16 protein-coding genes are annotated in these 14,506 nt (G+C 39.2%); 6 read left to right on the forward strand and 10 right to left on the reverse strand.

Translation table 11 applies throughout. The annotated features are described in order from the left end of the window. Positions 1-3 precede the first annotated feature (3 nt). The 6 genes from yidC to SLP02_RS14435 all read right to left on the reverse strand — a co-directional run bounded on the left by yidC (position 4) and on the right by SLP02_RS14435 (position 3,421). The gene (gene yidC, locus SLP02_RS14410; RefSeq protein WP_319421365.1) at positions 4-1,161 is read right to left on the reverse strand and encodes a membrane protein insertase YidC; all 1,158 of its coding nucleotides are present in this window, start codon (positions 1,159-1,161) and stop codon (positions 4-6) included. 100 nt (positions 1,162-1,261) lie between these two features. Further along, a complete protein-coding gene (locus SLP02_RS14415) occupies positions 1,262-1,654 on the reverse strand; it encodes a PH domain-containing protein (RefSeq protein ID WP_319421366.1) in 393 nt (130 codons plus the stop codon). Beyond that, positions 1,644-2,015, reverse strand: a complete 372-nt coding sequence (rnpA, locus tag SLP02_RS14420) for a ribonuclease P protein component (protein WP_319421367.1) — start codon at positions 2,013-2,015, stop codon at positions 1,644-1,646. The genes SLP02_RS14415 and rnpA overlap by 11 nt, the downstream gene beginning before the upstream one ends. Positions 2,016-2,024: 9 nt before the next feature. Continuing rightward, a complete protein-coding gene (gene rpmH / locus SLP02_RS14425; RefSeq protein WP_319421368.1) occupies positions 2,025-2,162 on the reverse strand; it encodes a 50S ribosomal protein L34 in 138 nt (45 codons plus the stop codon). A 156-nt stretch (positions 2,163-2,318) separates the two neighbouring features. Further along, a complete protein-coding gene (locus SLP02_RS14430; protein WP_319421369.1) occupies positions 2,319-2,861 on the reverse strand; it encodes a DUF2808 domain-containing protein in 543 nt (180 codons plus the stop codon). A gap of 158 nt (positions 2,862-3,019) precedes the next feature. Beyond that, entirely contained in the window at positions 3,020-3,421 is a 402-nt protein-coding gene (locus SLP02_RS14435) for a hypothetical protein (RefSeq protein ID WP_319421370.1), read from the reverse strand. Positions 3,422-3,481: 60 nt separating this feature from the next. Here SLP02_RS14435 and ispF point away from each other — a divergent pair, with 60 nt between their 5' ends. From ispF to SLP02_RS14455, 4 genes are all read left to right on the forward strand, one after another. Continuing rightward, on the forward strand, positions 3,482-3,964 hold the full coding sequence (ispF, locus tag SLP02_RS14440) for a 2-C-methyl-D-erythritol 2,4-cyclodiphosphate synthase (protein WP_319421371.1): 483 nt from the start codon (positions 3,482-3,484) through the stop codon (positions 3,962-3,964). Between the two features lie 244 nt (positions 3,965-4,208). Further along, a complete protein-coding gene (locus SLP02_RS14445) occupies positions 4,209-4,949 on the forward strand; it encodes a peptidylprolyl isomerase (RefSeq protein WP_319421372.1) in 741 nt (246 codons plus the stop codon). Positions 4,950-4,963: 14 nt separating this feature from the next. Beyond that, on the forward strand, positions 4,964-8,008 hold the full coding sequence (locus SLP02_RS14450) for a peptidase domain-containing ABC transporter (protein ID WP_319421373.1): 3,045 nt from the start codon (positions 4,964-4,966) through the stop codon (positions 8,006-8,008). A 102-nt stretch (positions 8,009-8,110) separates the two neighbouring features. Further along, positions 8,111-8,770: a hypothetical protein gene (locus tag SLP02_RS14455; RefSeq protein WP_319421374.1), complete on the forward strand. Its 660-nt coding sequence runs from the start codon at positions 8,111-8,113 to the stop codon at positions 8,768-8,770. Positions 8,771-8,785: 15 nt separating this feature from the next. On the opposite strand, the gene SLP02_RS14460 is transcribed toward SLP02_RS14455, so the two are convergent. The 4 genes from SLP02_RS14460 to SLP02_RS14475 all read right to left on the reverse strand — a co-directional run bounded on the left by SLP02_RS14460 (position 8,786) and on the right by SLP02_RS14475 (position 11,937). Continuing rightward, positions 8,786-9,118: a DUF3082 domain-containing protein gene (locus SLP02_RS14460; protein ID WP_319421375.1), complete on the reverse strand. Its 333-nt coding sequence runs from the start codon at positions 9,116-9,118 to the stop codon at positions 8,786-8,788. A 127-nt stretch (positions 9,119-9,245) separates the two neighbouring features. After that, complete coding sequence (gene aroF / locus SLP02_RS14465; protein WP_319421376.1) at positions 9,246-10,304, reverse strand: 3-deoxy-7-phosphoheptulonate synthase; 1,059 nt, start codon at positions 10,302-10,304, stop codon at positions 9,246-9,248. 359 nt (positions 10,305-10,663) lie between these two features. After that, entirely contained in the window at positions 10,664-11,590 is a 927-nt protein-coding gene (locus tag SLP02_RS14470) for a glycosyltransferase family 2 protein (RefSeq protein WP_319421377.1), read from the reverse strand. 32 nt (positions 11,591-11,622) lie between these two features. Beyond that, positions 11,623-11,937, reverse strand: a complete 315-nt coding sequence (locus SLP02_RS14475) for a (2Fe-2S) ferredoxin domain-containing protein (protein WP_319421378.1) — start codon at positions 11,935-11,937, stop codon at positions 11,623-11,625. A gap of 359 nt (positions 11,938-12,296) precedes the next feature. Between SLP02_RS14475 and SLP02_RS14480 the strand changes: the two genes are divergently transcribed. Together SLP02_RS14480 and SLP02_RS14485 are read left to right on the forward strand one after the other, a co-directional pair. After that, a complete protein-coding gene (locus tag SLP02_RS14480) occupies positions 12,297-13,433 on the forward strand; it encodes a ferrochelatase (RefSeq protein WP_413467381.1) in 1,137 nt (378 codons plus the stop codon). A gap of 231 nt (positions 13,434-13,664) precedes the next feature. Continuing rightward, positions 13,665-14,204: an REP-associated tyrosine transposase gene (locus tag SLP02_RS14485; RefSeq protein WP_319421380.1), complete on the forward strand. Its 540-nt coding sequence runs from the start codon at positions 13,665-13,667 to the stop codon at positions 14,202-14,204. Positions 14,205-14,506 lie beyond the last annotated feature (302 nt).

Below are 14,506 nucleotides of genomic sequence, written 5' to 3' on the forward strand. Positions count from 1 at the left end.
AATTTAACCTGAAGTTTTTTCTTTTTTCTTGGAACGCTTTTTCTCAAAGGGAAGAGCATCTCTTTTGGCTGCTGCTTCTGCTTTTTCTTGCTCTTTCAAGATCTCCTGCAAATTTTCTGGCAGAGGTTCTCGCATCAAAAACCAAGTTTGACCAGTTTGGAAAAAGTTAGCCACCACAATATACATCAATACACCAGCAGGAAGGGGAAAGAATAAAAACATTCCACTAAATAGCAAAGGCGTAATTTTATTTATTGCTTGCTGTTGGTCTGCGCCTCCACTTGCATTTTGCGCGCCACTCATTTGCTGGTTAATATAGATCCCCACACCAAACATTAATATCATTGCCAAGATATCAAAGTTGATATTACCATTTTCATCCGTTACCCCAACTCGACCCAGTTTCTCAATAAACAAAAAGCCTGTATTAGCTGCAATACCAGGAATAGTTACTTGAATAGTCGCATCTCCTGGCTCTAGGGCTTCAACCGTGCCGTCTGGATTGATCTGTAGTCGCTCAGAACCCTTGGTTATTTCTAAAGTAGACTTGAGATCATTATTGCTGGGATGTTCTGCTAATAAATTACCTAGAGATTTACCGTCAGGGTTTTGCAGTTCTACTTTAGTAGTTTCTCCCACTGCTAGCTTGTTTCCGCCAGGCAACATTGCTGCAATCTTTTCGTGAGTCCCTTCGTCGATATAAATATTCTTGGGCTTAGTAGCAAAAGGCTGGGGTACAACCCTTTCTATTTGCTCCTTCGGCAATATTTGCACATTTATATCGTAAGGAGTGTTGGTAAATGGCGATCCTCTTAGAGTAGCAAACAGGGCAAATAAAATCGGCATTTGTAACAATAGCGGTAAACAGCCTGCCAAAGGATTACCAAATTCCTGCATTACTTTGGCTTGTTCCTCTCTTTGTTTTTCTGGGTTGTCCTTGTATTTTTGCTTAATTTGTTCCTGTCGCTCTTTCATCAGCGGTTGAACAATTTTCATCTTGCGCATATTGCGAATTTGTCCCGCACTCAGAGGAACAACCGCCAGACGAATTACGATTGTCAAGGCGATAATAGCAAAACCATAGCTCGGCAAAATCCCATAGAAAAAATCTAGGATTGGGAGCATGATGTTGTTTGAAAGAAAGCCGATACCAAAATCCATTTTTTAATCTATCCAGCCTTTAAGAAATATTGTAATTTTTAACTCAGTTTAGTCGATCGCCCATGAGGAAAACCGATCAAAACTGTTTGCGGGAGTTTAGTTAGCTTTGAATTGCTTCTAAAGGTCTACCTGTTTTCGCTGCCGCCTTTTCGGAGATATAGTCATATATGTCTCTAAACTCTGGCACTGCCCGCATTTCTAAACGACTTTTATCTCTCAAGGTTATGACCAAATCTCCCCACATACCTATTCCTCTAGGAACTTTGACAATCTTAATAACTTCAGAGTAAATGATGTCTGTGCGTTCTCTGCCCATCCAGCCACCAGTGACGCAAATGCGACGGTCTGTAATACGGTAGCGAAGCCATAAAGCTCTGACAATCGCGCCCACCGTTAAGGGAATACAAATAACTGTAAACGCTAATAGTATATTGAAAATTAAGTCGCCAACGTGGGGACCACCTTCAAAGTAAACTTCTTCTTTAATGCCCATTAATAATTTTTGCTTGTTTTAATAACTCTTCTAATTCTCGCAAAAAATGTTCATATTTGCATTCTATTGCTTTGGGCTTGACTACAATCACTACTTTCCATCCAGGAGTGATCGCCTTTATTTGACTGCGAATAACCCCTTTTATCTGTCTTTTAATGCGGTTACGAACTACGGCTTTTTTACTAACTTTCTTACTGATAGAAATCCCGAACATTGTCACGGTGGTAGAAACCGCACCCAACTGCTTTGGCGTTACAAGCGCAATTAAGGTTAGATGAGGACTGTAACGACGAATACCCTGCTTGTAAACAGCCCTATAATCTTGGCGATTTCTAAGCCTATAGGCTTTTGGCAATCCCACCCTAACAAATTAAACTGCTAGGCGATGACGACCTTTTTTGCGACGAGCATGAACTACTCTTCTACCATTGGTAGTACGCATCCGCGCGCGAAAACCAGATTTTCTTTTTTGTTTGCGGTTAGTTCCGCCTAATGTACGCTGAGTCACTGATTATTTCCTCAATAAACTTATATTAATATGTTTGGCAAAAAGCCACAATCTAGAATTTTACTACATAAAGCCATAGTCTAGGTAATCTGTGACTGTCGTAATATAGCTCTAAGCTACAGGCTTTAAGCTCTAAGCTTTTTTTAAAGTTTATTTTTAGTGGGGATTGATATTTACAATCCAAGCACCGATTTTTTCGGGAGCGGGGATATTGCGAGCAGGAATAACCTGACCATAAAAATAATATGTACCCACGTCAGGATTTTTAGTATTAGACATAACAATCTCCAGTTTTTTTGCTTCTTGGAGTGGTGTTGCTAAGTCTATTTGGAGAAATCTATTTTTTTCGTCCCAAACTACAGATTTTAGAGGTAAAGACTTTTTCTTATCTCCATTAGGTCTAACTTCAATTTTGTCAGTATCAAATTTACCATCAAAATAATCAGGATAAGAAATCTTTAATTGTGATACTCCATTAGGCAGTTTATTTTTAGGAATTCGGAAGCGATAGCGATCGCGACTATCGGCAACCCCTCCAAAGTCCAAATAATAGTTGAGAATATCAACGTCTCTGTTGCCAAAGATGACTAATCCTGGTGTTCCTTGGGCTTTAACAGCGGTATCAATCCCGCCTGTAGCCAAAGCAGTAAGAGCCAAACCCATTAAAAAAGTTTTGTAGAATGATTTGTTAAATAACATAAGTTGTTTGATTTAGCAGTTAGTTAATACTTGATTTTGCTTCGCTCAATTTATCAAGTAAATAGACGTATTTTTAGCCAAAAAGTGCCACTTAATTAGTTGGTTGTCAAGTAAGTAACCAAGATAAATAGCGAAATATTGAATTAGCAGCAAATCAACTAAAACCTAAAGCCTAATTGACCATTTACACCCCTAACAGAATGATATCCAGCACCGATGACGATATGGCTGCCTGCATTTAGATGTAATCCTCCTGAGTAGGCTATGTTTTCATCGCCACTATAGTAACCAAGTCCTATATAGGGAGAAACAATAGGTAAACTAAAAAAAGTTAAAAAGTCTCCACCTGTTGCGCCTTCTTCACCCGTCCCAATTTCGATCCCCGTGCCAGCAAACCTAACTCCAGCACCATAACTAATTAAATCATCTACTGAGCCAATCGTACCCCAAACTTCGGGTAAAATTTGACTTGAAGCAGGAACAGCACATATTGTCGAAACAGAGGCAGCAAAAATGCTAGTCAAAATTGCTTGTTGGGTAAATCGGAAACGATTCAGCATATTTTTAACACCTCACAACTAAATAAAAACATAACTAATCTAGGATAATTCATTCTCACAATGAACATTCGTATTGGCAATGGTTACGATATTCATCAATTAGTAGCAGGCAGACCGTTAATCCTCGCTGGGGTTAATATTCCCCATTCTAAGGGGCTTTTAGGGCATAGCGATGCTGATGTTCTTGTCCATGCCACTATGGACGCTATGCTGGGAGCTTTGGGACTAGGAGATATTGGTCATTATTTTCCCCCTAGCGACCCGAAGTGGAAAGGAGCAGACAGCATGATCTTGCTACAGCAAGTTGCCGAAATCATCGTCTCCCAAGGCTGGCAAATTGGCAATATAGACTCTACTGTGGTGGCAGAAAACCCCAAGCTTAAACCTCATCTCAAGCCAATGCGTTCTAACCTTGCTAAAACCTTGAAAATTGAAGAGAGTCAAATTAGCATCAAAGCCACAACCAACGAAAAGCTCGGTCCTGTTGGAAGAGAAGAGGGAATTTGTGCCTATGTAGTAGTTTTGTTAATTAATCATAATTGAAGCAAATTAACCAAACTTTTCCTAATCCTCAAGCTAAGAAAAACAACAGACGATGTGTCATTCTAACTAAAGTAGGTTAAGTTAAGATAGCGAAATCGAAGAAGAGCTATGAGTTTAGCAAGATTTAAAAGCAGAAAGTATTAATATTCTTAAGTAGAATCGCGTTTTAATGTCACAACTATAGAATAAATTGTAATCATTTAATTTATTTGTATTGGCGTACTTTGCGCCTAACTCAAAAAGTATGAGCGTAGTTTTAGAAGTAGATAATCAAGTTTATAGCGCCGAAGATTTAGTTCCGCTGCTAAGTCAGTACCAGATGCTACCTAAGCTGGCACAAGAAATTCTGATTGATCGACTAATTGCTGAGGTTGAGTGTACTGAAGAAGAAAATACCTCAACCCTTAATCAGTTTTGTCAACAAAATCAATTAACCTCAGACGAACAGGTGGAAGATTGGCTGAATAAACAGGGAATGAGCCGTGAGCAGTTGCAGAAGCTTATTACCAAAAGACTAAGACTTGAAAAGTTTAAGCAAGTTAATTGCAACGATCAGGTTGATGCCCATTTTATTAAACGCAAGTCGCAGCTCGATCGTGTCGTTTATTCTTTAATTCGGGTAGAAAGACCAGAAATAGCACAAGAACTATATTTCCGTATAAAAGATGACGAAAACACTTTTAGTGCGCTAGCAATGGAGTACTCCCAGGGTACAGAAGCTCAAACAGGCGGTTTAATTGGACCTGTAGAAATTAACGCTCCCCATCCTAAAATTGCTCAGATACTTGCTACTTGTCAACCAGGACAGCTAATTCCTCCAGCTCGCGTGGGTGAGTGGATTGTCATCGTCAGACTAGAAAATTATCTTTCGGCAAAGCTCGATTCTCCCATGCGACAAAGGATGCTAGACGAACTATTTAATCAATGGATCAATGAGGTAACCAAACAAAAAGTATCTTTCTTATCTAGTCCAGTCACTTCTTGAGGCGTACTTAACCTATGACCAATACAAACACCAATACTACCAAAATTGTCGAACAATTTCTCTCTTTAGTTCCGCAATTTAACCGACTTTCACCTGAAGCTATTTCTAGCATTGCTCCAAAACTCAAACCGCTACGGTTTGGAGTGGGTAAGGTAATGATCATGCGGGAAAAAATGCAGGGACAAGTAGCTATTATCTCAGAAGGAGAAGTAAGGCTACTTGGTTATGACCCCCGCACTAAAATGCCTACTACTTTAGATAAGCTCAAACCAGGACAGATGATTGGTTGGGTTAATTTAGCCAGAAGCTTGCCGTGCGAAACAGCAATGGCTAGTACTGAAGTTGTGTGTCTGGCTTTAGACAACGAGTATTTTTTGAGCCTTATTGAGCGATATCCCCAGCTAGCAGAAGAATACAAATATAAACCTGCTAAGGTAGAAATTTTTGATTTACTGGGTATTCAGCTAGAACAACAGGCTCAAGGAGATTGGGATCTAGCCGAATATGCGGAGAAGATGACGGAAGTTGCTCAGGTGTATTATTTACCTCCTGGGGAACACGAGCTTAATTCTGGACTGGGACAGCCTTTAAAAGATCCTGATTTAATTTGGTTGGTGAGTGGCGGTGGAGCGATCAAAGAATACCCTGTTGGTAGTCGCCTGGAATTAAGCAATGATCGTCAAACTATTGGTGTTAGTGGTAGCCAACCAGCCCGTCTTATTTCAATTCCCAAAGAATATTGGTTCGATGGAGAAAATGAAACATCAGTATTTGACGAAACCTTTGGCAAGACTTTAGATGGTTTTGCAATTGTACCTCGTCTAGACTTAGATGATACGAACTTTGACGAAGCTGAAGGATTAGGAGAAGGATACACTTTTCAAGAGGAGGAAGAGGTCGTTAACTCAGGGACAAAAGAATATCCTTTTGTTGCTGCTAAAACTACCTTAGAAATAGGTGTTGCCTGTTTCCAAATGTTAAGTAAATATTTTGGAATGCCTTTTCGCAAAGAGGTAATCAAGCGTGTTTTAAAAGAACAGCTAGACAGAACACCAAATTTATCATTGCCTTTATGCGGTGCGGTTTCTGAGTTAATGGGACTCAATCCGCAGTTAATTAATATTCCTGCCCAGGCAATTACTCGTCTAGAAGGACCGAGTTTGGTAGTTTGGCAAGATAGCCTGGCAATAATCTATGAGCATAGCGAAACTGAATTAGTAATTGCCGTTCCTGAACTAGGTTTACGTCGTTATAAGCCTGAAGACTTTATCGCCACTTGGGGCGAAGGCGGAGAAGTTTTATTACTGAAAAAAACCAAGGAAACTCCCCAAGAAAGATTTGGGATCAATTGGTTTTTACCAGCTTTACAGAAATATAAGCGAGTTTTGATTGAAGTATTTATTGCTTCATTCTTTGTGCAGTTATTTCAACTAGCCAACCCTCTAATGATTCAGGTCATTATAGATAAGGTAATTAGTCAAAATAGTCCTAGTACATTAGGTTATCTAATTTTCTTCTTAGTTGTAATTAATATTTTTGAAGCACTGCTGACTACTTTGCGAACATATCTGTTTGTAGATACAACTAATCGGATCGATTTAACCCTGGGTTCGGAGATTATCGATCATTTACTGAGACTGCCCTTACGTTATTTTGAACGGCGACCAGTAGGAGAAATTTCGACTCGCGTTAACGAGCTAGAGAAAATTCGTCAGTTTTTGACAGGGACGGCCTTAACGGTAGTTTTAGACTGTATCTTCTCGGTAATCTATGTAGTGGTAATGTTCCTCTACAGTCCTTTGCTAACGGCGGTTACTTTATCAATTATCCCTGTTTTTATAGCTCTTACTTTAATATTCTCGCCCACAATTCGCCAACAGTTGAGAACTAAAGCTGAACGTAATGCGGAAACTCAGTCTTACTTAGTGGAGATCTTAACAGGAATTCAAACTGTTAAGGCACAAAATATTGAATTGCGATCGCGCTGGAAATGGCAAGAGAGATACGCTCGCTATATCTCGACTGGGTTTAAAACTGTAGTAACCTCCACCCTAGCTAAATCTGCCAGTGATTTTCTCAACAAGCTTTCTCGTGTGGTCATTATTGGCTTGGGTGCTTATTTGGTCTTGGATGGTAAGCTTACTCTGGGTCAATTAATCGCCTTTAGAATCATTGGTGGTTACGTAACTTCTCCTGTGTTACGTTTGGCGACTCTTTGGCAGAACTTCCAAGAAACGGCTTTATCTTTAGAACGTTTAGCTGATATTGTTGATAATCCTGAAGAAGGAGAAGCCGATCGCAACAACATTCCGATGCCTGCTATTAAGGGTAAAGTTAAATACGACGACCTTTCCTTCCGCTTTAAAAATACTGGTCCGCTTCAGCTTAAAAACGTGACTACAGAGTTTGAAGCTGGGACATTTGTGGCGATCGTCGGCGAGAGTGGTGCAGGCAAAAGTACCATGACTAAACTGCTATCTAGACTTTATGAGCCAGAAGGGGGAAGAATTTTAATTGACGGTTATGATATCAACCGCGTGGAGTTGTATTCTATTCGGCGTCAAATTGGTGTTGTTCCTCAAGAAACGCTTTTATTTGAAGGCACAATCTTGGATAATATTGCCTTGACCAACCCTGATGCTACTACCGAAGAAATAATCGCTGCTGCTCAAATTGCTGCTGCCCATGACTTTATTATGACTTTATCTAATGGTTATAACACTAGGGTAGGGGAGCGGGGTTCATCCCTATCTGGGGGACAAAGACAAAGAATTGCGATCGCTCGTACGATTTTGCAAGCCCCCGCCATGATGGTCTTAGATGAAGCAACTAGTGCCTTGGATTTTTCTACAGAACAAGAAGTCTCTCGTAATTTAAAAGAGGCTCTTAAAGGACGCACTGTATTCTTTATTACTCACCGTTTAGGCACAATCAAAAATGCTGACACGATTGTGATGATGGATGCAGGTTCAATTGTCGAGCGAGGTACTCACGAAGAACTCATGGCGTTAAAAGGGCGTTATTGCTATCTTTATCAGCAGCAAGAATCTTCGGTATAGTTTTTAGGTTGGCTTACTTACTGAACTGATGTTACGCAAAATATTAGAAACTCATGGTTTAGAACGAACTACTATATAAATAGTTAGACAGCAGCTTTGAGAATGGCTTGGCAAAAATTTACACGAACACGAAGAGTTGACCGCGAGACACCGATGATTACGCTGAACAAGTCGCACTTCTATTACAATGCAGTTGCTGCTCGTATGTTAGAGTTTAAAGACGGAAAACGTGTCGTATATCATATTGACGAGGCGAATCGTAAAATCGGGTTTGAGTTCATTACCGAGGACGCTGACTACAGTTACTCGGTCTTCGCCAAGGCAAATAGTGCTGGCTTTAGAAGCACATCCCAGGATGTGGTGGCTACCTATTGCTGGGCAAAAGCGGTTGCATTACTTCAGGATTCTTCAGATCGTCGATTCCGTTTACGCCCTGATGCCAACTTGTGGGTTGCCCAACTCTGTCCCGCATTTGAAACAAAAGTGTTGCGTTCTGGCATCTCCTCAATTGCAACAGACGCGACGGGAATATATCGTTATTTGAATTCTGGGATTATCGTTTACATTGGCAAAGGCAAAATTCGGTCGCGCTTAAACGAATCGGGTCGTGACAGATGGCAGTTTGACACAATCGAGTACTCCCTCGTGCCAGATGAAAATCAGCAATACGAATGGGAGTCCTACTGGATTGACCGATTTAAAGAGGCAAACAATGATGTGCTGCCCTCTTACAATGTGATCGCTGGGCGAGCCGTCTCATAATCCGTTAAGGTTAACCTAAGCTTTCTTAAGATTCTGAATGACTAACTGAATACCCAACAAAAACAATCCTACGGCGACTAATCCAAAGATCCCAGTTGCCATTGCCACAGTTCCCATTACCAGGGTTCTAACCGCAGCCGTGATATTGATAACTAAAGGATTTGTCCCAGTAATTGTCTTGTTAGCATAAGTTTGGACAATGGAATTGAACAATAGATAAACAGCAAAAGTAAAACCTCCCGAAACAATTGAGGATAAAAAACATTTGAGGGGAGTTACATTATCTTCTTTTTCTTCTAGATGGGAATCGGAGTTGGGAACAGGTTTAATTGGAGTAGTTTCCTTCATAGTTATCGTTGATGTCTAATCTGAATAGTCAACTTTTATAGTCTGACATGGTAAAGATAAGCTTCTTATTTGTATTTTTTATCGATCCCGCCTCTGATTCAGATCAACCAGATTGCATTGAGGCAAATTAAATTGAAGCTATAGGCAATTCTGACCAACGCCCGACGGCTTTCCCGATTACGCTCAATTCTTCCATTAAATCTCGAAAACCTTCAAAAGTCTGAGATTGAGGTCCATCTGAAAGGGCTTTGGCTGGGTTAGGGTGAACTTCGATCATCAAAGAATCTGCTCCTGCGGCGATCGCCGCTTTTGCCATGGGTGGAACATATTTAGCAATACCAGTACCATGACTAGGATCGATCGCAATGGGTAAATGAGTCAGAGAGCGTAAGACAGGCACTACCGCCAAATCCAAAGTGTTACGGGCATATTTACGCTCAAAGGTACGAATCCCCCGCTCACATAAAATCACGTTAGAATTACCCGCAGCCAAAATATACTCTGCTGCCATCAACCACTCATCAATAGTTGCTGACATACCCCGCTTTAAAAATACAGGCTTGTCTTGTGCGCCAACTTTCTTTAACAGAGGAAAATTCTGCATATTTCTCGCCCCAACCTGGACAATATCGGCAACCTCTGCCACTTTATCAAGATCGGCAGTGTCCATAACCTCGGTAATAATTCCCAAACCACTAGCGTCTCTAGCAGCAGCTAACAAGTCTAAAGCACTTTCTCCATGACCTTGGAAAGAATAGGGAGAAGTACGGGGTTTGTAAGCACCACCACGCAAAAAACTAGCACCAGCAGCTTTAACCGCCTTAGCTGTTTCAATAATCATGGTTTCATTTTCTACTGAACAAGGTCCTGCAATGATTACTACAGGATGATTACGTCCAAAAGTAACTTTTCCACTAGGAGTAGGCACAACAACATTGCTATGTTCTCCGTTACGAAATTCTAAGCTGGTGCGTTTATAAGGCTTTTCTACCCTAAGAACGTTCTCAATCCAGGGGCTAATTTCTTTGATCTGTAAAGGGTCAAGAGAAGCTGTATCACCCACTAAACCCATGACGATCTTATGTTTACCAACAATCTTTTCTGGTGTTAGTCCCCACTCCTGTAATTCCAACTCTATTCTCTTAATTTCTGCTTCTGGAGAACCGACTTTCATTACTACAATCACGACCAACAACCCCAATTCATTAAATAAATTATCTATAATTCATGGTAGTAAATTTTCTTACAAAAGGGAAAAGAGCGATCGCAATTATTATTTTTAGTGTGTTTGATATATTAACCACCTAAATAGACAAAAACTGAAGAGTCTGAGCAAAATCAGATTCATATTGTTCTAGATTGAAAAAGATACGGCGTAAATAATCAAATTCGCCACGAAAAATACCTGTTTGTTTGCGTCCATGCTTTTTTTAAAATTGGTTTTTGCTTGCATGGCTTAAGTTTTAGCCTTGCATCTTCTTAAGTTTTTTATTTGATAGCTAATTGTTTAGCATACACATAACTGAAGAGCCATAAGTAATAAGTTTAATTTGGTTTAATTATTTTTTTTATTTGTTGTTGATAATTATGAGGAATTGACGACTTAAGTAGTAAATATAAGCCATAGAAGGGTGAAATAATGCCTTTTCGCCATGCTTGAAAAATTAGGTTGGTTGCGATAGATTGATTGGCTGGTTCTTTAATCATTTTTGGTACAATTTCTTTGAGTAAAAAGCCTTGATAAGCATCATCAGAAATGTGCTGACGATATTGCTGAATCCAATCAAGAGAAGCTTGATAGTTAACTTGGCAAGAAATGCGATCGCATCTTTGCTCATTATGCCAAATTACTAAAACTTGGGGTACAAAAATAAATTTTGCTCCTTGTTTTTCCAACCTAATTACAAAGTCTAAATCTTGATGTTTAATTAATCCAGTCTGAAATAAAGTTCGGCTAGCTAAAATACGAGAAACTAATAAGGTACTAGTTAACATTTCCCCTCCAGATAGCCAAAAGTATTCGGGTGTTGTTTCTTGTTCTTGTTTACTCTTGGCAGGCAAGATTGATCGCTGATAAAATATCTGAGAGCTTTTTTGAAACTGAGTATAACAAACCAAATTATCCTGGCATTTATGTTGAGAAATAATAGCTAATTGATGTTGCAATTTATCTGGTAGCCATACATCATCCGAATCAAGAAAAGCAATAAATTTTCCTTGAGCATTTTTAATACCTGTATTTCTGGCTTCTGAACCACCAAGATTAATCTGATGACAGATATAGATAATCCTGGTATCGTTTATTTGTTGAATAATTTGAGATGTATCATCAGTAGAGGCATCGTCAACTATGATAATTTCTATCTTTTGATAAGACTGCTTGATAGCTGAACTTATTGACCTATGAATTACGTTAGCACGGTTGTAGGTTGGTATAATGACGCTAACTAAAGGCTTTTCAACTTTCTTCATTACTTTCCTATCCCATGATGATGCAACAGCGATCATTCTTGAGAGTGAAATTTAGGGTAGAGCATCGCTTTAACAGGAGATTTCTCGATTAGGTGCTTTTTGATGAGGATGGGTACTTCATCAGGATGAACTTGAGAATACCAGGTTTGGTCTGATTCTACAAAAACCATAGGACCATTACCACATTGCCCTAAACAGCCGACGGAAATTAGCTCAAAGTCTGCTGGTAAGTCTTGTTTAAAATTAGCAAATACTCGCTCAGAATTATATTTACGACAGCTACGCCCCCGACAAACTAAAATCTTCGATTTTGAGCAAGGTGACGGTGACTTATTAGGAAATTGCATATTGTTTATTGATGGAGATAAATCTGATTCCATAACTACGGAGTATTTTTAGATGAAAAATTTCAGATGGGAAGATTCTTGCCTAAAGTTAGACATAGCCTGACATTTTAATTTTTGCTAGTTTAGTAGTAGTTATTCATAAAAGTTAAAATTTTGATACTGATGAAGTATTTATTTAAATTTTTGCTGCTAAGTATTAACTTTTAGCATTTCTCCAGATATACCCCTAGAGGGGATATTAGATATAATTATTGATAGAGTCTGAATTTAAAGTTATTCCCGCAAAATACAGCAAAAACCTGCTTTAAATTCAATTTACAACTTAACCTAAATTATTGAGGAAACCGCCAGTGGTTACAATTTCACATCAATCTACCGTTGATGAACATCACCATCATCATGAATCAGAAACCAATCAAAGAGATCGCGTAGCCGTATTGTTAATGGGTTACGGCGAAGTTGAAAGCTACAAAGACTTTGCCAACTATAACGAACAGGCTCTTAATCTTTTGACAGCTAAGTTTGCTCCTGTACCTACCTGGATTTATCCTGCGATCGCTAAATTACTAGCGATTTTTGACCTACACGAATGGAGTCATCAACATAATAATTTTATTTCTCCCCACAACGCTATCTTTGAAGAGCAAAGAGCAGGAATTGAAAAAGAATTGCAAGCAACCTGGGGAGACAAGGTTAAAGTCTTCAAGGCATTTAACTTTTGCGCTCCTCATTTACCCGAACAAGTGTTGGCTGAGATAAAAGAGCAAGGATTCGACAAAATCCTCATTTATCCCTTGCTAGTAGTCGATTCTATCTTTACTAGTGGTATTGCGGTAGAGCAAGTCAACAAAGCTTTAGCCAACCAAGCCGAGGGAGAATCCCATTGGTTAAAGAATTCTCGCTATATTCCTTCTTTCTTCAACAAGCCAGACTATGTTAACCTGCTGGCGCAAATGGTAGAAGAAAAAATTGAGGCGGAATTAGCTCAAGGACATTTAGCTTCTCAAATTGGCATCATTTTGATGAATCATGGTTGTCCCCATAAAGCCAAAGGATTTACATCGGGAATTTACGAAAGCCAAGCTTTATATGAGTTAGTTCGAGAAAGGCTAATTGATAAATATCCTCTAATTTCTGTTGGCTGGCTCAACCACGACACCCCATTAATTGAGTGGACACAGCCTAATGTTAAATTGGCGGCACAGAATCTACTAGAATTGGGAGCAACATCAATAGTTATGATGCCCATTGGCTTTGCCACCGAAAACCATGAAACATTACTAGACGTAGATCATATTATTCACAATCTACAGCACAAGCATTCAGATGTAACCTTCATTCGGATGCCCTGCGTCAATGATCGCCCTGAATTTATGCAGATGGCAGCAGAGTGGGCAAATCCGCAAATTGAGGCTTTGCTTGAAGAATCTGGTATGACGGTTAATCCTCAGTTAGCTAAAACCCAGGCTGCTCATTCTCATCATCATCATCATTAATTTAGAGTAGGGTGGGCATGATTTTGAATCTATAGAGTGCAATTAATAATTTCTCTAATGCCCACCATTATTAAATATTGGCGATTATTATTATTATTTGGTGATGCGGTGGGCAATAACCAATTCTCAAAACGCTAATTTGTTTGTATTATTTTTTGCCCACACCCTATAGAGATTAATTCAAAGATGGGCATTCTATGGCTAAAATAATCACCGCTAAACGCAACCATAATGCCTAACTATCGAAGAGTGCATATTCCAGGTGGCACATATTTTCTCACCATAGTTACCTATTGTCGTCGTCCATTATTTGAGAATTTTAGTAATATCAATCTTTTACGTAGTGCGATCGCCAAGGTTAAAACTAAGCTACCTTTTCAAATTACTGCTGCGGTGGTCTTACCAGATCATCTACATTTTCTTTGGCAATTACCCCTCAATGATTATAATTATTCTCAAAGAATATCCAGGTTGAAAGTATTATTCACCCGTGCTTACAAAGCCAAAAATCCAGCAAATCTCGAAATCTCCCCATCTCGTTATAAACATCGAGAAAGTGATGTCTGGCAAAGAAGATTTTGGGAACATTCAATTAGGGATGAAGCCGATCTGCAAAAGCATTTAGATTATATTCATTACAATCCCGTTAAACATGGATTGGTTTCTTGTCCTCATTTATGGTCATATTCTAGTTTTTCTCATTGGGTAGACAAAGGAAAATACACATTAAATTGGGGTTATACGTGCGGACAAAAAATTAACAAAACGTAGGGTGGGCATGACGAAATATATGAAGCGTGACGATTAATTGGTCAATGCCCACCATAATCGATATTTAATATTGATGATGGTTTGATTTGGTAAGCAACGAGCTATTCTTGAAACGATAATTTTCTCTAGTTATTTTTTGCCCACCCTACGTGAGCGATCGCTCACTAAAAAAGTAACGTTTGTTAACGAAGTTGTTAAGCAGTATTTCAACTTTAGACAAATAAAGCGCTCGGCTGAAAATAAGGCAATACAGCATGATAATATCCATTTCAGGATAAATAGGGAGAAGCTCCTAATTGAGT

The sequence above is a fragment of the Pleurocapsa sp. FMAR1 genome, assembly GCF_963665995.1.
In the GTDB taxonomy this organism is placed as follows: Bacteria; Cyanobacteriota; Cyanobacteriia; order Cyanobacteriales; family Xenococcaceae; genus Waterburya.

Excerpts from the sequence above, each read along its gene's own strand:
- yidC (WP_319421365.1), bottom strand. The coding sequence starts at position 1,161 with ATGGATTTTGGTATCGGCTTTCTTTCAAACAACATCATGCTCCCAATC.
- SLP02_RS14415 (WP_319421366.1), bottom strand. The coding sequence starts at position 1,654 with ATGGGCATTAAAGAAGAAGTTTACTTTGAAGGTGGTCCCCACGTTGGC.
- SLP02_RS14430 (WP_319421369.1), bottom strand. The coding sequence starts at position 2,861 with ATGTTATTTAACAAATCATTCTACAAAACTTTTTTAATGGGTTTGGCT.
- SLP02_RS14435 (WP_319421370.1), bottom strand. The coding sequence starts at position 3,421 with ATGCTGAATCGTTTCCGATTTACCCAACAAGCAATTTTGACTAGCATT.
- ispF (WP_319421371.1), top strand. The coding sequence starts at position 3,482 with ATGAACATTCGTATTGGCAATGGTTACGATATTCATCAATTAGTAGCA.
- SLP02_RS14445 (WP_319421372.1), top strand. The coding sequence starts at position 4,209 with ATGAGCGTAGTTTTAGAAGTAGATAATCAAGTTTATAGCGCCGAAGAT.
- SLP02_RS14450 (WP_319421373.1), top strand. The coding sequence starts at position 4,964 with ATGACCAATACAAACACCAATACTACCAAAATTGTCGAACAATTTCTC.
- SLP02_RS14455 (WP_319421374.1), top strand. The coding sequence starts at position 8,111 with ATGGCTTGGCAAAAATTTACACGAACACGAAGAGTTGACCGCGAGACA.
- SLP02_RS14460 (WP_319421375.1), bottom strand. The coding sequence starts at position 9,118 with ATGAAGGAAACTACTCCAATTAAACCTGTTCCCAACTCCGATTCCCAT.
- SLP02_RS14470 (WP_319421377.1), bottom strand. The coding sequence starts at position 11,590 with ATGAAGAAAGTTGAAAAGCCTTTAGTTAGCGTCATTATACCAACCTAC.
- SLP02_RS14475 (WP_319421378.1), bottom strand. The coding sequence starts at position 11,937 with ATGCAATTTCCTAATAAGTCACCGTCACCTTGCTCAAAATCGAAGATT.
- SLP02_RS14485 (WP_319421380.1), top strand. The coding sequence starts at position 13,665 with ATGCCTAACTATCGAAGAGTGCATATTCCAGGTGGCACATATTTTCTC.